The sequence below is a fragment of the Paenibacillus nuruki genome (assembly GCF_001721045.1).
GTDB classification, from domain to species: Bacteria; Bacillota; Bacilli; order Paenibacillales; family Paenibacillaceae; genus Saccharibacillus; species Saccharibacillus nuruki.
This window is the reverse complement of record NZ_MDER01000041.1, coordinates 1-20,173: the sequence shown is the minus strand read 5'-3', so window position 1 is coordinate 20,173 and position 20,173 is coordinate 1. Positions and strand designations below refer to the sequence as shown.

Here is a 20,173-nt window from a genome sequence, read left to right as displayed (position 1 = left end):
AGTATAATTTCTTGTCTAACTTTTTCAGTATCAAATTTAAGTCTCTATATATAACTTCATTTAGTTTATCTATATGTTTCCTCTTTACAACCATGTATTCATCACCTTTTATTTAGTATTTAAATTGAGTAAATAAAGAAATTATTTTTTCCATAATCTGAAAATAAAAAGAGTTTTCTACTTTTGCTTGGCTGTATGATCTTCACAATACCCAAAAGTAGTATATTTAATTTTTCTATTCATCTTTTTACATGCCCTACAGAAATAATCGCCTGTAGTTGGAACTTTATCATCAAACTTATACGCTCTTTTTGTTTTACCAACTCTATTATCTAACCAATCTATAAATTTAAGTACTACTTTTCCAATACCTAATCCTGTGGTAAAAACAGTAATAGACATTATGAACACAACAATGGCATTTAAAATGGGGTTCTCAATCATTCTAGGCTTGCTATTAAAATATTCATAAGCAACTAAGGTTATAACCATTAAATAAATAACAAGTGAAATAGTAATACATATTTTTAATACAATATTTTTCACTTTCATAATATTTGTAGCCGTATACTTCTGACGATAACTTTCAAAATGGCTATCATATAGGTGCTGTAACATTGCAAACTCTTTTTTAAATCCTTTGATTACATTACTTCGCAAAGCTGTATATTCTTCTTGATTTTGTTCAATATGAATCAAGTTTTTTATTTCATCTAACAGTTCCGGACTTAACAAATAACCGTACTTGTGTACTAATTCTTGATTCGACTCTTTAATCAGAGGTTCATCTACTTTTCTAGAATCGATGTCTAAGTTTAAATTTAAATAAATATTCTCTAATTTTTCCTTCAAACTCTTTTCAAAGTAACTTCGTTCTTCATGAATATTTTTACGAAGTGTTATCGATGTTGAGATAATTAGTGTGATTATAGCAATAGCAGCAGAAATAACTGCCGAAAGAATGACTGGTGAAACTTCCATTCACATAAATCCTTTCTGTATTTAATTTTATTTCTTTGTACATTAAAATTAAAAAACACGTTGAATCAACAATTAAACTATGTAATTCTCTTACTTATTTCTATATCGACAAATTAAAGGGAATTATACAGTTTTAGGTTCTTATCCATTTTCTATCAAAAAAACCAAGCAGAAATCGTTTATCAATCTACGATTTCTACTTGGGTTTTTACTGTGTATTAAAGAATGAAATATAATTTTAAATAGTACTTTTATCGACTTCTTGCCATGTAAGATCAAGCAATATAGGTGGTATATACACAGGACTAAAAAACTCATACTCTAGATTTCTATTCAATTCTCCAATTAAAATATCACCTTTGGAATTATATTGAATTTTCCAATCTGCACTAATTGCTGCTTTACCCAGTTTTAATTTTTCGATGGCTTCGTTCCAACTTAATGGATCATGTGGCTGATTATTAATTTTGATAATATGAGCATCGTATGCTTCTTTTATACGTTGTTCGTGTTGTTGCTCTAATTCAAAATCAGCTTCAGAATCCCAAATTTCTATAAAATCTATACCTTTGATATTATTGGCTAAAAGCAATTCTCTAAATTCGTCCGATACAAAATACGTCAATCTAGTCAATCCAAGTATTTTAAATATATGCCTTTTTTCATTATTTTTTAGTACAGATTCTAAAAAAGAGATTTTACTATAGCTTCTTATTTCTCCATCAAGGATGGTATCAGGAATAGATTTTTCAGCATCTACGCATTCAATCACATTAATAATATTGCATATATAAAACTCAAAATCGGAATGTTGTACAGGAAGAAATTGAACCAAATCATTAACAAGTGGTGTTACAATCTTAAATACTTTTTCGCTGATAACAGGGATATAATTTAAATAGATAGCATAATCATTGTATTTATATTTTTGGTTGTCTGTAATTAACCTATATTCTTCTGGCCATGGTACGGGTAGTACTTCTCCATCAAAATAAGGAAGTTCAAATTTTATAGACTTTTGTAGATCAAAAACATCTAAACTAATACTACTGTTATTAGGTTTTATTTTCCAAATTTTCATTTCATTCTCCTGATTAAAGACAGTATTTTTCTAAACGATTGAGTCATAATTTAATTTTTGTCCTATATTTAAAAAAATGAAATATAAGATTTTATACTAGGATCATTCAAGTAATAATCATCAAAAGCCATAAAAGCAATATATCTACCACCTTCATAGTTTCCTCTAAGGCTTGTCCACGGTCGAGAATTACTTAAATTTGAATTATAATGATCTTTAAAAATCCATTGTCCCTCTTTATTTTTCTCCATCACAATAAAATCTTCATAAGTATTGACCTCGTACTTTTCAAAGTTTTCATTAGTTGGCTTAAATGACCAATTGTATTCTGCATATACGTATGCAATATGATCATCTCCATACAATACTTCCATATTTTTAGGGAATGTTTTATATTTCACTTTAGTTCCATCAATCTTTTGTTTTTTGGCATTAGCTGTAGCAAATGAATGATATACAGCTTGTGTTACTGATTTCACCATTTCAGGCGAATCTAGCTTCATTTTTTCTATAATTTGATTAACATTTTTCAAATATAATAGTTGTGACCATGCTCTAGAACTATCTACTTTCCATTTTCCATCTACTTTTAGAATACTGAGCCATATTCCGCCGACTTTTCTTGAAGCTTTACCTTCAGCCCAATACGGAACTTTAACTATTGCTTCATTTTTAGACATGAAAAATAAATATCGTATATTCCAACCTTTTAATACGAGATTTGGTTCTGGCCATTCTCCATTTGAAAAGGTAGAATCCAGCCAATCTGCTTCATAATCCAAATAATCTGTTGTATATAACGAATGATCAGGATTATAGCCATCTACCGAATCTTTCATATAATGATTCACAAAATCTTTAACTTGATTCGTTTCATCTAGATTTTGATCGCCCCAGTAATTAAGCTTAATTAAATGTATTGATTGATCATAAACTACATCATAATTTAACATAGAGGCTATAAACTTTAGAGGCACATACAAACGTCCGCTATTGAAAGTAGCATATGTTGGCATATATAATAACTCATCTTTTTCATCTTGATTAAATCCTTCTTTTAATTTTACATTTATATCAGATGCATGATCGCTAAATTCTAAAGTGTTAAAAATAGTACTTGAAAGAAACTCGTTGCGCTCTACTTTGTATTCGTTCGTCCATTTACGCGTATGTGTTATTTTAAATCCAGTATGATTAAATAAATCTGCGGCTGGAACCATTAATAACCCATCTTGTATAAAGCCTGTAGTTTTCACGTTTTGTTGATTACCATTATTAATTTGTAATACATATGCTTCTAATTGAGATGCCTCCATTTTGCTTTCACTATCTGCGTAAGCAACTGTAGACACAGCCAAACACTGCACAAGTAGCCCTGCTACAAGCACTCCTTTAATAATCAATTCATATACTTTTTTCATGTACAAACCCCTTTTATGTATATTTTGTTACTAATAAGTACTATTGTTATTAACGGCATTTGCTCTTATTTAATTTACCTATCATTGAGCAAGAATTAACTTATTTGAAATAATACGATTTTCGCAGTGTTTTTAGTAGTTACTTAGCATTCTACTTATAACCAAACATCAAAAAAAGCTGTCACTCCTCAGAGCACAGCTTTTTCTTCATTTCTATATTGCCGATCCGAATCTTCTATATTCACTCTTCCACTTGATCCCTTACCCATATCCGGAATCCATTGCCTTCTGCCTGAGCTTCTTCTAGAACACTTAGCACCTGATCTGCTTTGTCACCTAGACGTTCACGGCTTACATCATAGTTTAGCCACTCCATTTGTAATGGCAATTCGACCATGCCTGTTAAACAATCCCATAGAGCATCTAGATTTTTTCCATAAAATTCAGGCAGTTCTAACTTCTGTTGGAGTGTCTCATGTAATTCTGCGATGGTATGAAAGTCCTCGCCATTGATTGTTACCATTTTCATCTTTAATCATCCTTTACATCTTAAAGTGCTATTCATAGCGATATGCCAGAAGCAATCATCTGCTCTGGCATACGCGTATGAACAACGTTTATGTTCTACATTTTCGTAAATGAAGCATAGTGATCTGTTGTTTTGTACACTAGACCGTCATTGGAGTACAAAATACGATCGGAGTTACGGAAGCCGGAAGTGTAATTGATATCTGCTTCACGCCATGTGCGTCCACTTGCTGTTGGAAGTAATCCTTCACGGTTGCTGAATACATCTCCACCAATACTTTTACCTGGAGCGACTGTTGCTAAGTTTCCTTTAGAAGAAACCCATCCAAGCGCAGATGCTTGCGATTTCGTAATAAAGTTACATGGCAATGTTTTGTTCGCTTTGATGTAATTCGATACACCTGTGAACGTGTTGATAATGGTACACGTTGCTGCTGAAGCTTTTTCTGGCTGTGCAACAGGTGTAACTTGTGAGCCGGTAAAGAAGACAACCGTTAACATGAGTGCAAGTAGTGCTGTGGACAAAAATCTTTTCATTTTCCAGCCTCCTATGTAGCTCGTATTGGATGAACGTTGTTAACTTATAACGTCATATACACATTATAGGTAACAAGTATTCTCTTTACCATTTATATCACACAAGTTTGTTTAAAATTTTAAATTTAATGCATCTATTTGTAAATTTTTCTAAATATAACGTAAAATGAAAGTAAAAGTAACCCCTATATCTCTCTAATCTTCATCTAATCTTAGAAATAAAGGTTACATGCACATGCTTGTTTATTTTACCATATCAATCCAGCGAAATCAGGGATAACTCTATATGTTCTATTCGTGCATCCTTCTTGAATAAAGATATAAAAATAGCTACCTCTTCACCAAGTGTAAAGAGATAGCTTGATCTTTATTTACAATTTTAACAAATCTTCTCGAATCGGAGTAAACACATCCAACAATGCAGAGTCTTCTTCAAGTGCAATGACTCCGTGTAACGCATTCGGAGGAATATTAATCGACTGTCCTTGCGTGACTGTGGTCTGCTCATTGTCGATCGTAAATGTGAATGAACCACGTAGACAGTAACTCATCTGCTGATGAGGATGTTGATGCTGGTATCCTTCTGCGCCTTTGGTAAAATGAACTTCCATCATCATTAAGCTACCATTGGCATTCAGAATACAACGTCTTACTCCCGGCTCTGCATCTTCCCATACTCCTAGATTACTCATACCAATTCTGCCTCCTTATTCATGTTGAATAGCTTTCAAGATTGGATCTAGTCAAATATAAGTTTGGACTACGTTATATCTTGATTGCTTCATCTGCATCTACGCGTTTCCATTTGCGATAATTGCCCATAATAATAAGCAATAGAATTAAGAAAGCTACAGCATAACTTGCAATTAACATCAAAGACACTTGAATCGGTGCACGATCCAATGTATAGCCGATCAGCACAGGGAATACAGCATTACCAAAGCCTGCAAATCCGGTAATCAGACTGGTTACTGTACGAGCCATATTAGGTAAAGTATGATTCGCATAGACCATTGTAATCGAGTACACACCTGACATCGTAAATCCTAACAATGGTACTAATAGATATCCTGCCCATTCTTGACGGAATACGAGAAATGCCAGCAGAATCAATAGACTCAGTGACATACTGATCAATAGGAAGCGACTATAATTCACACGACGAATAATCCAACTGGTTGCCAGTCGCCCGATAACCATGGCTCCCCAGAACGCTCCAATACTAATTGATGCATAGTATTCCGAACTGCCAAAATAACTAATAAAGATAGAAGATAAGAAATTATTCAGACTACCTTCTATTCCACAATACACAAAAATCATCAGCAAAAATATGCTTAATAACACTATTTTATGTCTTCCTGTTACCGTAGCTGAAGGCGCAACTTCTACGGCATCGACCGCTTGATTGGATGATGTCTCTTCTTCTCGGGAATATTGAATACGCATCCATACAATCCCCATCACTAGCGAGATCAATCCAGTAACTGCAAATACCCATTGCCAGTGCCCTAGTGCAATAAAACCGCTTGCAAAAACAGGCATACCGAGCGCCCCAAGACCGAACGATACTTCCAAATAACTCATCGTCACCGCTCGCCGACTCACAAATCTCTCCATTACGAGAGCCGCTACAACAACTTCAATCGCAGATACACTGAGACTATTAAAAAAGTTCAATATTGTAATCCATGAGTACTCTGGTAAAGTGAGCATCATACTCTGGGTGACCGCAATAATAAGCGCTGAACTTGCAAGGGTAACCTTTTCGCCAAATCGATGCATCATATAAGCAGACAATGGAACTCCGATCAAGAATCCAATCGAACCGATAAATACCAGTGTTCCACCCTCCGTATAACTTAGATTATAATGCCCCAATAACTGCGGCATAATCGCTCCAATGGTAGTCACCACTAATCCTGCTAGAAAATACATCAGATACGATGCCAATGCAAACTTCTTCATATCAACAACCTTTCCTGCACTTACGCAACCATCTTTATTTACTGGATAAAAAAATACGTTTTCTTCTCTATATTCTTATATCCTATCTTTTCTACCCTATCAGAAAATGTCGAATAATGAAAGCAAAAAAGCCTCCTTTCACCAAATCTATGGCAAAAGAAGGCTTTTATTTATCATATTAAAATGTTCGTTATTATACACCGACTTCTATATTATAAAGTGGATGCACTACATAGTTACAAATGTACCACTATATGCATCATTCAAAGTGTAATGTATTAAACTATAATTTTATTGATTTTTTAATTTAGCTTTGTATGCTTTGGAATATTGATCCGCCGCAATAATCGCATCTTTCACATCAGCCGCAGTCACAGGGAAAGGCAGATTATGAGCCGTCTCATCTGCTTTGGTCGCCGCTTCAGCTACACGATAAAGATCATCATCGCTTGCATCTTGTAAATGTAGATCTTCCAATGTCACCGGCAATTCCAAGCTGATATAGAAAGCAATATAACGTTCGATTTCTTGAATAGAACGTTTCTCAAGAGCTAACTGTGACAAAGTACCAAAAGCGACTTTCTCACCATGTGTCATATGATGAATTTCTCCATCCAATACAGTGAATCCATTATGAATGGCATGCGCCGCAGCTAGACCTCCACTTTCGAATCCAAGTCCACTGAGTAGTGTATTGGCTTCAACTACCGATTCAAGCGCAGGTGTGACCACTTTACGTTTGACTGATTCATAAGCAAGTACACCATAATCGAACAATACTTCTTCGCATTTACGAGCAATCGCTTCAGCAGCAATCGTTGTTAAACCGCCTGCCATGGTTGTCGCGCGAGCTTCAATTACTGCTCTAGCCTCTACCCATGTTGCTAGTGCATCTGCTATACCCGAAGATAAGAAGCGTGGCGGTGCGCCTGCAATCGTTTTGGTATCGACTAGAATCAAGTCAGGATTTTTGTTGTAAAATTTATAACTTTCAAATACACCTTCGTCTGAATAAATAACAGAAAGTGCACTGGTTGGCGCATCGGTAGACGCTGTTGTTGGGATAATAACACTGTACCCACCCAACTGATCGCTGACCGCTTTGGCGGTATCTAACGTTTTACCACCACCTACACCGATAACGATTGTTGCCTGACCTTCTTTACCAAGTCCTGCTAGACGGTTAATCTCATTTGTTGAAGCTTCGCCGTTAAATACAGCTTTGGTGTATTGTACGCCAGCTTTGTCCAAACTTTCCAAAACACGGTTCCCTGCTATATCCCAGACAATATCATCAGCGATAACTAATGCTTTGCCATCGTTAATGCCTTTGACGTATTCTCCTGCTTTGTCGGTAACATCTCTACCCTGTACGTATTTTCCCGGGCTGATAAATATGCGTTCTGTCATGAAGATCTTCCCCTTCCAATTCATCAAATAGTTGGTCGAATGGATCCTATTACTCCGCTATGTACCTGAATGTGTACTTCCCTATATTGTAAATGTTGCTCACTATTCATCTTAGTTATTAGGAATCGGCAATGGCGGATCAATAGTCTCTTCTTCTAATTTCACCAAAACTGACCTTTATGAACACTAAGAAGGTTAGCTTTCGGCTTTTCAAAGTAGATAATGATGTTGATTATAGAATATAGGTGATTATTGTCAAATAGAGTATTCCAAAAATATGAAATTCTGCTAACAGCGAATATTATTTTATTTTGTTCGCCTTTTTTACGAACAAAGTATTGCATCTTTACAAGTTATACCATATAATAAGAACATAAGTTCTTATACTAGGTGGTGATATGAATGGCTGTATTTTTATCTGAAGAAGAGCGATCTCTGGTAAAAAGCTATCTGCTGCTTGTTTATATTCAAAAGAAATTTGATCGTGATGCAAAGTCGTTAGAAGAAAGTGATCAATTGCCGTCTGCCGGATTATATATGGAAGTGATTCGTAGCGGTATTGACCGCGTTAATCTATTGTTGTCAGAAGTTCGTCGTGATCTGCGTAGTCATAATTTACGGTTATATGAGATTAATCAATCTCCTACTCATATTGAAGCTCAGATTCTTTGTAGTGGTCATCATGGCGTATTTCAGTTAGGAATAACTGAATTTCATCAAGAAGCGAATGAACGGATGCGTGCTTATCTGGGATTGTCTCCTGTTCCAGCTACTCATACACCTTCGTCTTATGAAGATCAAGGTTCTCCACATCCTGCAACAGTGTCTAATAACACGAAGCTACGGGAACCTTCTCGTTATTCAGGTTATCGTCCTTATCGTACAGGTACACTTGGTTAATTACAGTTATTCTAGGGGTTACTATCTAAATACCGTCTAGATTCCATATCCATTGATTTTAGTGAAACCACACATTTCGCTAGTCTGCATTTTCATTCAACTCCTTGAATGGCTTTTATATAATAAAAGCATCTATGATCTCTGTCTTGTGGGCAGATGTTCATAGATGCTTTTTTGTGTAACTTTATATAACTCTTTGACTGCTTTTATTTGGATGATGCTTTATTCCTCAGATGCTGGCTGAGTAGTATCGTCCATTTCATCTAGCGGACTCCGGCGTTCTTCTTTGGAAGGTTGATAAATATAGCTACGACTTAATTTAACAACGTTACGGTTAGGACGGCGAATCAGTACCTGCTCATCATCCCATGCTACAACGATGCCACGAATATCATTTTCTCGAATATCATCACGCACGACACGGACTTTCTCACCGGATACACGGTATGCATCTAATTCATCATCTGTAATCATCAATTCACCCTCTTATCGATTATATTTATCTGTACAAAAAAAGACCTAAATGAAATCCCATTTAGGTCTGATAATTTGTTGAAATGTCTGTAGATTCTAGTTGACTGTAACGACAAAGGATTTTCCTAAAGCGGATTAACGCTGTGCAGGTTCTTTGGTATCGTTTTTCTCGAACCAAAAATCAAGCACTTTAGCTGACATCACACGTTGTTCTACATATTCTACTTGGTGAGCTGAAAATTCTTGCTCCCATGCAAAATCCAGGTCTTTACACAATCCTACAATGGTCAACAGTTCTGACCAGGCAACATAGCGTTTATACCAAAAGAACTGAGGATGTTCAATCATATAGGGATACAGGTCATCAAATTCAGTGTGCTTACAATCCAAAGCACGCTCGAAGTGAATTTTTGCATCGGCTAGTTTTTTGATGAAGAACTCTTCAGTAATCGGTTCTTTCCCCATTGGTCTGCCTCCCCTCGATAACATATCTTTATTATAAGACAAATATACCCCATTTGGAAAGAGATTGCTCACATTTTCAACAAAAGGTTCAAGATATTTGTAAATGTAGTGACAATTGCGCTTAGATCACCAAGCACGAATATGGGTTATATTGTAACATATCGGAATCTGCTTTACCGAATATAAGACTTTGTTGCAACAAATTTGATTCAACTAGAACTTATTTGTAATTGTCTATCTATACGGTAACTACGTGTATGATACCACTTTGGATCACCCGAATGTAATTTGTCCATCTTGAAGTGAAGTGATTTTGACCAGTGAATCCAGACGAATATTCTGATCACGAATCGCTTGTGCTCCACTTTGGAAGCATTTCTCGATTACAATACCTACGCCTAGCAATGTTGCACCGGAGCGTTCAATAATACGAATCATTCCGCGAGCGGCATCTCCATTAGCGATAATATCATCAATAAATAGAATACGATCTTGCTCGGTCACAAATTGACGGGACAGCATAATATCGGTCACAATCCCTTTGGTAAATGAAGGCACACGCTCGATCAATGAATCGGGATCAGCAAGCAATGTCTTTTTACGACGTGCAAACACAAGCGGTACACCCAGTTCAAAAGCTGTTGTGAAAGCGACCGGAATCCCTGAAGATTCAACGGTGACCACTTTGGTAACCCCTTCTGTCCGGTACAAATCAGCAAACTCTTTGCCCATACGCATAATCAGTTGTGGATCGACTTGATGATTCAGTATGGCATCTAATTTTAGTACATCGTTAGACATAACTGATCCTTCTGCCAAAATACGTTGTTTTAATTCTTCCATATTCTCCGTCCCCCATCACCGGTATTCTGGTGTTTCTTTAGTGTCATCATATCATGTATCAAAGCTGTGATTTACTTTTTCTATTCTGGCTCATTCGGTAATACCGATAACTGAGACATGGATTCTACTGAATTTTCAGGTTGAAATTCCAAATATAACTTTTTGAGTTCATTCACGATATGGCTTAATGAATATTGTGTTTTGGCTTTTTCCCAGCCTGTGCGTGCCAATTCATAACGATACGAAGGATCATTGATGACTTTTTCAAGCGCATCTGCAAGCAACTTTTCATTTTCCGGTGGAACTAATAATCCATTGACACCATCTTCAATCTGCTCGGCTATACCACCAATATCGGTTCCAACTAATGCTAACCAACAAAGTGCTGCTTCAGCAAACACGGAACCAAATGCTTCAGCTCGCGAAGGCAGAACGAAAATATCAAAGAAAGGCATAAATTCTTCTGGATGTAAGGTATATCCATAAAAAATCGTTTCTTCGTAAATACCTAACTTTTTCGCTAAGTCTTCAAGATCAGTCCGACTTGGGCCATCTCCGATAATATGCAGTACATACGCTTGTCCACGCTGTTTGAGAAGCGCGCAAGCCTTAAGTAGTGTGTCTAGACCTTTCGCAGGGACAAGGCGACATACGGTGATAAGCTGAGCCACTTCATTTTCATGAGCGATCGGCTTGAATCGTTTCTCATCGAATCCATTCGGTAATACTCTGACGTGCTCAGGATGATCTAAAAAAGGCGCTAAGTATTGACGGAACGAATGAGATACCGTCATCAAAATATCTGTTTTATGTTCTAGTTCTCGGTACAATGATGTCAAAAATTGATCTTCCAGACCACCACGTTCGATTTTACCATTCAAAATCAGTTCACGTTCATAACTGGAGTGAATGGTCTGTACCAGCGGCGTATCTGGAAATACTTCTTTCATCACCATACCGACTAATGGATGATGAGAATGGATAAGATCATACGGTTTATTCAATCGCATTTTCGCCCACCAGCGGTAATCTTTATACGTCTGAATATACTTCGTTACTATAGGACTCTCACTATAGATCGTCCAATCAAACGTTTCAAAAACAACGTCTTCTTTTCCTTTATTGCGAATCCGTTTGGGCAAAGAAAATAATTCCATTTCCCAGCGTGCAGAACTGAACCGTTCCTGCAAATAAGGGATCATGGACGATACGCCCCCTGGCTGTTCAGGAGGAAAAAACAAAGCTTGCAACAATCTCAAAATTGTTCCTCCTTCCTGTATGCTGATAATTATTGATTGTACCATGTATTGAAGTCAACCAACACAACAAAACCGCTCAAAGTACAGAGCGGCTAATCAAAATTTAAACAGATATCAGTCCATGCTTGACCAAAATGTGATGAATACCATCTTCGTTGTTAGATAACGTAACCTCGTCTGCGGCGGCTTTGACTTCAGCAGGAGAATTATCCATCGCAACCCCAAGTCCTGCATACGTAATCATCGAAAGGTCGTTAAAATAATTACCGATCGCTATCACTTCCGAAGAGGCAATCCCTTTACTTTCAGCAAGTGCTTGTAGCGATGCTCCTTTGGAAGATTGAGGATGCATGAGGTCGATAAAAAACTCACCACTCCGCAACATATTGAACTCTGGATTCCATGTTGTCCATTCTGCATAAGCTTGATCTAATTGTTCGATCGAAGCAAAAGCACTTAGCTTGAGCACTGGCTCTGTAAATTCACTCCACGGTGGTAATACTTGAGGCGTCATTAGAAAGTTATCATACATTTTACCTGCATCTGCTTGTAATGTATCAATTGAATCCACGTACAACCCAAATGCTGTATTGATATCAAAATGGATATCATGTTGCTTACAGTACTGAATATAGGGATCAAGCCCTTGTGCGGCTAATGGAAATTGATGCACGATTTCTCGGGTACCTGCATGAACAGTGGCTGCCCCATTATGGACAATCACATAACCATCTTCGTCTAATCCGAGTTGCTCCATGTATGGAATCGAGTTAATGGGTGTTCTACCTGTGCAAAATACGATCTCCACGCCTTGAGTGGCTACTTGCTTGATCGATTGTGCGGTCTGTGGCGAAATCTCATGATGATCATTTAAAAGAGTTCCATCCATATCGAGTGCAATTAAACGGTATGTCATTGTTCACCTGTCCTTAAATTTATTGTTCAGTTCCTCGTCCAATCTGAACTAACTCTTCAGCGGTAAGTTCACGGTATTCTCCAGTTGGGAGCGTCGGATCTAGTTGTAAAGCGCCCATAGAGACACGCTTGAGGAATGTTACTTTTTTGCCTACAGATTCGAACATGCGTTTTACTTGATGGAATTTGCCTTCTGAGATAGTGAGTCGGATCTGGGACATGGTTCCTTCTGGACTTGGCGTGTGATTAAGAATTTGTAATTCAGCAGGCAACGTTACATAACCATCTTCAAGAGTAACCCCTTTGCTAAATTGAACGATATCGTCTTCCGTCACTTCTCCTAGTACGTCAGCTTCATACGTTTTGGGAACGTGTTTGCGTGGAGATAGCAGTTCATGGGCTAAGCGACCATCGTTGGTGATCAGTAGCAACCCTTCAGTGTCTTTATCCAAGCGACCGACAGGAAACGGTTCAAATACCTGATATTCGATATCCAATAAATCCACCACCGTAGAGTCATGACGATCCTCAGTAGCTGAGATTACTCCTTGCGGTTTGTTCATCAGCAAATAAATGTATTCACGATAATTTACTTGTTCTCCATCAAATTCTAGCTTTTCTTGATAAGGATCGATCTGTAATCCGTTATCTTTGACAACCTCATCATTGACTTTGATGCGTCCTTGTTTGGCGGCACGTTTGAGTTCGCTTCGTGTACCGTAACCTAGATTTCCTAATATTTTATCTACGCGTTGCTTTTTAACTGATGTTTTCATAAATTTTATGTCCATCTCCATCCTGCTGGATATTCATTTTTGAGCATACCCTCTAACCATTTTCCCCATCCTACTGAATAACCGTCTATACAGACTAATACATAGCCTTTAGGTGGAATATCTGTAGCACGTTCTACACGTTGTTCTTCGATTGTTAATGTTTCTCCTTTTAAGTAGGAAATAGCTTCAGTGGTGTTTGATTGAAGCTGGATACAGCGCTTGGCTTCGGTGGTCTGAAGGGCTGTAGCAAGAGCATGAGACGGTGTAAAGCGTCCATTCTTTATCGTACCGACAAACCAACCCGGTCTGACCACTTTAAGCCCCTTGAGTTGCTGTTCTGTTATCGGTGATTGATAAATACGTCCACCAAAATGAATCCAGTTCTGCGACCATACTAGATTCAATTCACGATCTGTAAATTCTTGAATCACTTCTGTCATCGACAATGATTCATTGTGATCACTTGATGGAGTTTTTGCATCGGAACGATAGTCTTTGCTTTTTTTACCTGAACGGCGATCACTTTTCCAATCGTGTTGGTCTTTCGTAGATGGTCGTTTTTCGGCACGTTTCGGTTTGTCCGTATATGTTTTGGAGAATGTAAACTGTGGGTTAATATTCATCACAGGATGATTTGCTACAGGTTCCGCTTCTCCTTGATGATCCAGCACACAAATATAATGCCCTTCTCCTTCGATTAGATGTGGCCATAATCGAGCACTATGTGCTGTCTGTTCGAGTGATGCTGTCGATACAGGCTGATAAGATTCATTATGATCTACATCCAGAGCAGTCCCACTCAACATGGAAGTACCTGCTTGTAATTCATGTTCTACTTGCTGCGCCCAATCACTATGACCGGGTGCAAAATGTTCTGCATTTTGTAGTGGAGTTACTTGGAATTCAGCATGCTGATCTAGAAATACAGCGATACTACGCTCATTTTCCTCAGGTGCAAACGTACACGTCGAATATACGACTCGTCCACCGGGAGCTAACATTTTAGCTACAATATTCAAAATATCTTGTTGCATCATTGCACAGCGTTCAACCGAATGATTGACCCACTGACGTGCCATATCTTCGTCTTTACGGAACATACCTTCACCTGAACAAGGCGCATCGACTAATATTTTGTTGAAAAATCCTGCAAACTGCTCTGCGATATGCTCGGGTGTCTCATTCAAAACGACGGCATTACGAACACCGTATAATTCCATATTTTTAGCAAGGGCTTTGGTACGATCTGCACTAATATCATTGGTCACTAATATCCCTTGTCCTTGTAGAGCCGCTGCAATCTGCGTAGACTTGCCTCCAGGAGCGGCACATAGATCAAGTACCCGATCACCCGGCTGTACATCTAGCGCTTCCACAGGAGCCATAGCACTAGGCTCTTGAATATAGTAAAGTCCTGCATGGTAATACGGGTGCTTACCCGGTCTTGTTCCTTCTTCTACATAATATCCGGTAGGACACCACGGAATCGGACGTAATGCGAATGGTGTTATATGTTGAAAATCCTGATCGGTGATTTTGAGTGTATTGATGCGTATGCCTGCATGAGGTGATTGTTGATAGCTATCCATAAAAGACTGGAATTCATCACCGAGCAAATCTTGCATCCGCTGCACGAATAGCGGCGGGAGTTGCAAAGCCATATTGGGTCGTTCTCCTTTAATTGAGGTTGATAATAGATCGATTGATCTGTATAAATCCAGACAAACGTCATTTTATTTTACCATAGTTTAAAGCTACTCATACCAAAAAGCTTGCCATAGTGGCAAGCTTAGTGTGTACGCTTATACTTCCAAGCGCTTAAAGTAAGATATTTTGCTTCGCAAAAATCACTTTTGGCTTGAATGGGTCGCGCTTTTACTGCCAAGCGCTAGAGTTCTTTGGATTTAGGACCTCGTTCGTAGCCTGTGCGTAACGGTAGATTCGGTTGAATGGTCTGATACGCTTGGTCTACTTCTTTTTGCAATAATGGGTCTGTGATTTGGATATTGAGGTCATAGAAGTCAAAAGGTTGTTCTTGATAATGTTCTAGTCGCTCAATATACAATTGCACATCTGCCATTAGTTTTTCCATATTAATGCCGAGTGCATGATGTTGATACGGCAGTAATTTGTTATAACTGCTTTTCATCATTTTGACAGCACCAGCGATTTTATTATAGGTATGATTCACTGTTCCATTACGGAAATGAAAGAGTGCAACTGCAATTTGTAGCAATCCCTGATATACCGGTTCTCGCTGCTTCTCCAGCCATAATTCTTCCAGCACTTCATGACATTCAAAATAATCGCGATCCCGATTAAAGTAGACCAGATATGCTACATACAGCGGCTCAAAATTGGCTTTCATCTTCTTCTCCACTTACTTTAACTGACTCTGCTCGAAGCATGACTTTGATATCGCTGGATAATTCTTTAAGCCCTTCAAAATCATGTTCTTGCCATAATTCATCAAACCGCTTGCGGAAAGCAATCGCTTCTACAATCAGATGGAAGAAGTACAACTTGTGGATATCCGTCAGAATCCGATGCACAATACTGGAATCATCTTCAAAGCTTTTCTGAGCGGATAAAATATCTTCACGAATACTGGACATTTCGTTATCAAGCACCATCGCCGCTTCCGCCGCTGTTTTGAGTCGACTACGAATATCGTCCGGTAGACTGTTATGGTATTTATAATTCAAAGAGTGTTCAATCGTTGCCCAGAAATTCATCGCAAGTGTACGAATCTGAATCTCAGCAAGTACCATTTTTTGTCCGAAAGCGGTCTGCACCGGATATTCAGCAATCATATGGAAGCTACGGTATCCACTATCTTTGAAGTTAGTAATATAATCTTTTTCATATAACACTGTTAAATCTTTGCGAGAACGTACATACTGAGCAACCCAACGAATATCTTCTACAAATTGGCACATGATACGGATGCCGGCGATATCCTCGATTCCAGTTTCAAGTTCATCCATCGGTACATCTAGACGTTTGGCTTTATCCAGAATACTCGATATTTTTTTGACACGACCGGTTACAAATTCAATCGGTGCATATTCCTGACGCTTTTTAAGTTCTGAACGCATTGTTTTGAACTTGACCTTTAATTCTTCAACCGCTTGCTCATAGGGAAGCAAGAATAATCCCCAGTCTCTTCCGTCCATCTTCATGCCTCCTTAGTCTATGACCTCTTCCTTGAGTCGAGGGTATATTGGATTAATGATGATCTGCTCCCACTGCCTGGGAAATGTGTGTGAATCCGTCACGTTGCATACGCTCCCGGATATCCATATGTATCTTCCGGGTCACTTCCGGTCCTTCGTAGATAAATGAAGTATAAATCTCGACCAGACTAGAACCCGCTCTGATTTTGTCATAAGCATCCTGTCCTGAGAAAATGCCTCCACAACCTATGATTGGCAGTTTACCTTCAGTCTGACGATACACTTGAGAAATGATTTCTGTGGATCGCTTGGTTAGTGGTCTGCCGCTTAGTCCACCTGCTTCACTCGCATGCTGATGAGTCAATCCATCACGAGATAGCGTAGTATTGGTAGCAATTAGACCTGCTACACCACTTGCAGCAATCGTATCCACCATATGTTCAAGTTCATTATCGTTGACATCCGGTGCAATTTTGACCAGTACCGATTTGGACATGCCATTTTGCTTCGCTTGTCGTTTCATTTCACCCATCACTTGTCTGAGCAAATCTTTTAATTCATCACCATGCTGCAAGTTTCGCAGATCAGGTGTGTTAGGTGAGCTAATATTAACTACAAAAAAATCAGCATATCGATACAATGTGCGAATACACGTTTCATAATCGCTAGCTGCATCTGCATTAGACGTTACTTTATTTTTACCGATATTGACTGCTATAGGAATAGGTCTTGAAGACAATGAACGCAGTCTTCCTGCCATAGCAGCTGCCCCTTCATTATTGAAGCCCATCCGATTCACCAGCGCTTCATCTGAAGGCAAGCGAAACAAACGTGGCAATTCATTACCGGATTGTGCTTTGGGTGTTACTGTTCCGACTTCCATAAATCCAAAGCCTGACGCAGACAATCCTGGAACAGCCTGAGCATTTTTGTCTAACCCTGCCGCAAGACCAACAGGACTAGGAAATGAAAGTCCAAACAATTCAGTCGTCATATCTGGTGTACTTGTCACCCCATACATCGACTTCATAGCAGCTAATGTGCCTGGTATACGCACTCCCGCGCCCAGACCTCCAATAACCATATGATGTGCTTTTTCCGGGTCCATCCGAAATAACATAGGTTTGAAAACATTGCGATAAAGCAAGTCACATTCACTCCGTTCCTGGCATTTACAAAAAGCCTTTATGCATGAATGTACAAGGAATACAGTATATTGACCTGTACATTCATTCTCTATACCAGTTTATCCTGTTCTGTGACAAAAGAAAAGCGCTCTTCTCATTTGAAAAGAGCGTCCACTGTGTACATAAACTCAAACGGTCTATAATGAATCAAACCAGTGACTACAAGGAACCATCCTAATTCAACCAATGATAATGACGGGAAGGATCAGTCTGATCTTGAGTGCGATTTGTCTTGAAACGTACAGTCGGTATCGCAGGATCACCCGGCAACACATTACTCGCAATCGTCACTTTGGTACCTAACGGAATCATATCGAATAATTCTTCAACATCGGCTTGATCCATCCGTACACAACCTAACGATTCATCTTTCCCAACACTATCCGGATCATTGGTACCATGAATAGCATAATTTGTATCGGATAACTGCATACCCCGACTTCCAAATTCTCCTTTGGATTTACTATTTGGATTGATCACTTTAATAGATACTCTAAACGTTCCTTCAGGCGTTTTGCTTCCACCTAGCCCGACTTCATAATTGCGTAAAATAATCGATCCACTTACAATCGCCAAGCGATGCTTTTCTCTGTCTACGATCACTTCAAGTGGCTTTGTAAAATAAGGATGATTACCCAGTGTAGATGAGAAAGCTTTGTCTCCTCTGGTATTTTCACTATCACCTGTACTTTGTCCCGGACGACTTTGCCATTTCTTCAATGCTGTAAATGTGCTATTCATCGTATCCGAACTACCTGCTAACCAGTTACCGGGAAAAGGAGCATCCAATTGATTGATCTGCGCCGGAAGATTCCCTTTAGCTGTAATATAATTCGTAATCGCAGTCTGCATCACAATCCATTGTTCTTGTTGCTGTACCCATGCCGCAGATTCATTAGTATAACGTTCCAGTTCTCCCGGCTTGCACTTACAAGCTTCTGGATCATACGATTGTAGATCAATTTGTCCGGGTTGCTTGGTTGCAGCCATTGTATATAATACAGGCATATTGTCTTTCCATATCAACCAATCATCTTGCTTTTCCATACCTAGTACTGAGGCTACTTGAGGTGCTGTCTGAAACAATTGTTGTTGCATATACTTGGATACCGCCAATAATGAAGCATTGCTATGAATCCCCGATGCTTCAGCTGTAAAGCTAAGCGGCACAGAGTATCCTTTGAACGTTTCTTTCGGTTGTTTTTGAGAGGCTACCTGAGTAGGTGACTTGGTTGGTTGAGAAGCCAAGTGATCTGCAAGAGGATCATCTGTTGCGTGAGGAGCGTCTACAGAACGCAACATAATCAGAAAAAGCAATAATAATGCGAATAAGCTACGCCGCCAACGACGTATTTTATGATCTCTTTTTTCAGCCATCTCCATGAGCTTGGCTTCATAATCTTTCAAAATATCAGCAGGGACTTTGCTATGTTCAAACGCTTCGTATACATCTCCAGCTTTGTTGTAACAGTAATTAGCTTTACCCATTTGCCCATCTGCTTCATATTCTTTACCTAACAAATACCAGCCCATTCTGTTGTTGGGATGCATTTTGACATATCGCTTTAGATAGAGTAGATTTTTCATTCATTACCTCCAGCATGGACACTGCGCTCCAATATTCTATATTTTCTCTATAGTATGTACCATTTAGGGATAATTACTTTAGATTTAAAATGTACTACAATATTATTTATATCGGCTAATCTGTGTATTTCTTCAAGGGGCTTTAAAAAGATGATAAAAGGCGTTGAGAGACACATATGTGCCTCTGCAACGCCTTTTATTCGGACCCTGTATTTATGATATTATAAATACAATCTAAATTATTCAGATTGAGCGAAAGGCTCATCAGCAATTTTGATTGAATCTGTAGGGCAACCATCGCAAGCATCTTGCAAGTCATCGTACATATCGTCTGGAATTGCCATTATACCGCGGTTAGCATCACCATCATAAATCACTTCTGCCAAACCTTCATCATCATAATCGTAAACGTCTGGAGCTGTTGCTCCACAAGCACCACAAGCGATGCATGTATCTTTATCAACCCAACTATATTTCCCCATCTTTATATATGCCTCCTATCGTTACTTACCAGTTGTCTTTTTGAGAACCGACACCAGTGTACATATACTCACAATATAATATAAAAAATCGATAATTTCAAATCAATAACCAGCAATTTCCAATACACAAATTGTAACATACCTCTTGCATTAATCCAAGATTCCCTAAAATTTAAACTATAT

The 20,173-nt window shown here is 38.4% G+C and carries 21 protein-coding genes; 1 reads left to right on the top strand and 20 read right to left on the bottom strand.

Translation table 11 applies throughout. The features are described 5' to 3' along the window. Positions 1-177 precede the first annotated feature (177 nt). The 8 genes from PTI45_RS12020 to PTI45_RS11985 all read right to left on the bottom strand — a co-directional run bounded on the left by PTI45_RS12020 (position 178) and on the right by PTI45_RS11985 (position 7,926). On the bottom strand, positions 178-981 hold the full coding sequence (locus tag PTI45_RS12020; RefSeq protein WP_069327831.1) for a hypothetical protein: 804 nt from the start codon (positions 979-981) through the stop codon (positions 178-180). Between the two features lie 238 nt (positions 982-1,219). Beyond that, positions 1,220-2,062 (bottom strand): imm11 family protein, encoded by an 843-nt coding sequence (locus PTI45_RS12015; protein ID WP_069327830.1) that lies wholly within the window; start codon positions 2,060-2,062, stop codon positions 1,220-1,222. A gap of 68 nt (positions 2,063-2,130) precedes the next feature. Next, positions 2,131-3,483: a stalk domain-containing protein gene (locus PTI45_RS12010; protein WP_069327829.1), complete on the bottom strand. Its 1,353-nt coding sequence runs from the start codon at positions 3,481-3,483 to the stop codon at positions 2,131-2,133. Positions 3,484-3,724: 241 nt separating this feature from the next. Next, positions 3,725-4,012 (bottom strand): barstar family protein, encoded by a 288-nt coding sequence (locus tag PTI45_RS12005; protein ID WP_069327828.1) that lies wholly within the window; start codon positions 4,010-4,012, stop codon positions 3,725-3,727. 95 nt (positions 4,013-4,107) lie between these two features. Further along, positions 4,108-4,548, bottom strand: coding sequence for a ribonuclease (locus tag PTI45_RS12000; RefSeq protein WP_069327827.1), 441 nt, complete (start codon positions 4,546-4,548; stop codon positions 4,108-4,110). A 371-nt stretch (positions 4,549-4,919) separates the two neighbouring features. Beyond that, a complete protein-coding gene (locus tag PTI45_RS11995) occupies positions 4,920-5,240 on the bottom strand; it encodes a cupin domain-containing protein (protein WP_069327826.1) in 321 nt (106 codons plus the stop codon). A gap of 73 nt (positions 5,241-5,313) precedes the next feature. After that, complete coding sequence (locus tag PTI45_RS11990; RefSeq protein WP_069327825.1) at positions 5,314-6,516, bottom strand: MFS transporter; 1,203 nt, start codon at positions 6,514-6,516, stop codon at positions 5,314-5,316. A 291-nt stretch (positions 6,517-6,807) separates the two neighbouring features. Beyond that, positions 6,808-7,926: a glycerol dehydrogenase gene (locus PTI45_RS11985; RefSeq protein ID WP_069327824.1), complete on the bottom strand. Its 1,119-nt coding sequence runs from the start codon at positions 7,924-7,926 to the stop codon at positions 6,808-6,810. Positions 7,927-8,328: 402 nt separating this feature from the next. Here PTI45_RS11985 and PTI45_RS11980 point away from each other — a divergent pair, with 402 nt between their 5' ends. Continuing rightward, positions 8,329-8,826 (top strand): YhjD family protein, encoded by a 498-nt coding sequence (locus PTI45_RS11980; protein WP_069327823.1) that lies wholly within the window; start codon positions 8,329-8,331, stop codon positions 8,824-8,826. Positions 8,827-9,048: 222 nt separating this feature from the next. On the opposite strand, the gene PTI45_RS11975 is transcribed toward PTI45_RS11980, so the two are convergent. The 12 genes from PTI45_RS11975 to PTI45_RS11920 all read right to left on the bottom strand — a co-directional run bounded on the left by PTI45_RS11975 (position 9,049) and on the right by PTI45_RS11920 (position 19,990). After that, complete coding sequence (locus PTI45_RS11975) at positions 9,049-9,300, bottom strand: hypothetical protein (protein ID WP_069327822.1); 252 nt, start codon at positions 9,298-9,300, stop codon at positions 9,049-9,051. Between the two features lie 135 nt (positions 9,301-9,435). Beyond that, the gene (locus tag PTI45_RS11970; protein ID WP_069327821.1) at positions 9,436-9,765 is read right to left on the bottom strand and encodes a hypothetical protein; all 330 of its coding nucleotides are present in this window, start codon (positions 9,763-9,765) and stop codon (positions 9,436-9,438) included. Positions 9,766-10,038: 273 nt separating this feature from the next. After that, on the bottom strand, positions 10,039-10,608 hold the full coding sequence (locus tag PTI45_RS11965; RefSeq protein WP_069327820.1) for a xanthine phosphoribosyltransferase: 570 nt from the start codon (positions 10,606-10,608) through the stop codon (positions 10,039-10,041). Between the two features lie 80 nt (positions 10,609-10,688). Next, complete coding sequence (locus PTI45_RS11960; protein WP_069327819.1) at positions 10,689-11,867, bottom strand: glycosyltransferase family 4 protein; 1,179 nt, start codon at positions 11,865-11,867, stop codon at positions 10,689-10,691. A gap of 103 nt (positions 11,868-11,970) precedes the next feature. Continuing rightward, positions 11,971-12,783 (bottom strand): Cof-type HAD-IIB family hydrolase, encoded by an 813-nt coding sequence (locus PTI45_RS11955; protein ID WP_069327818.1) that lies wholly within the window; start codon positions 12,781-12,783, stop codon positions 11,971-11,973. A 19-nt stretch (positions 12,784-12,802) separates the two neighbouring features. Continuing rightward, positions 12,803-13,558, bottom strand: coding sequence for a pseudouridine synthase (locus tag PTI45_RS11950; RefSeq protein ID WP_139129246.1), 756 nt, complete (start codon positions 13,556-13,558; stop codon positions 12,803-12,805). Positions 13,559-13,563: 5 nt separating this feature from the next. Continuing rightward, entirely contained in the window at positions 13,564-15,219 is a 1,656-nt protein-coding gene (locus PTI45_RS11945) for an RsmF rRNA methyltransferase first C-terminal domain-containing protein (protein ID WP_069327816.1), read from the bottom strand. Between the two features lie 227 nt (positions 15,220-15,446). Then, positions 15,447-15,926: a DUF309 domain-containing protein gene (locus PTI45_RS11940; RefSeq protein ID WP_069327815.1), complete on the bottom strand. Its 480-nt coding sequence runs from the start codon at positions 15,924-15,926 to the stop codon at positions 15,447-15,449. Then, a complete protein-coding gene (gene yjbM, locus PTI45_RS11935; RefSeq protein ID WP_069327814.1) occupies positions 15,910-16,734 on the bottom strand; it encodes a GTP diphosphokinase in 825 nt (274 codons plus the stop codon). Before yjbM ends, PTI45_RS11940 begins: the two co-directional genes overlap by 17 nt. Positions 16,735-16,786: 52 nt before the next feature. Then, complete coding sequence (locus tag PTI45_RS11930; protein ID WP_083243496.1) at positions 16,787-17,881, bottom strand: quinone-dependent dihydroorotate dehydrogenase; 1,095 nt, start codon at positions 17,879-17,881, stop codon at positions 16,787-16,789. A gap of 214 nt (positions 17,882-18,095) precedes the next feature. Continuing rightward, positions 18,096-19,508 carry a L,D-transpeptidase gene (locus PTI45_RS11925; protein WP_069327813.1) on the bottom strand — a complete coding sequence of 471 codons (1,413 nt, stop codon included), beginning with the start codon at positions 19,506-19,508 and terminating at the stop codon, positions 18,096-18,098. Positions 19,509-19,747: 239 nt separating this feature from the next. Then, positions 19,748-19,990: a ferredoxin gene (locus PTI45_RS11920; protein ID WP_069327812.1), complete on the bottom strand. Its 243-nt coding sequence runs from the start codon at positions 19,988-19,990 to the stop codon at positions 19,748-19,750. Between the last annotated feature and the right edge of the window lie 183 nt (positions 19,991-20,173).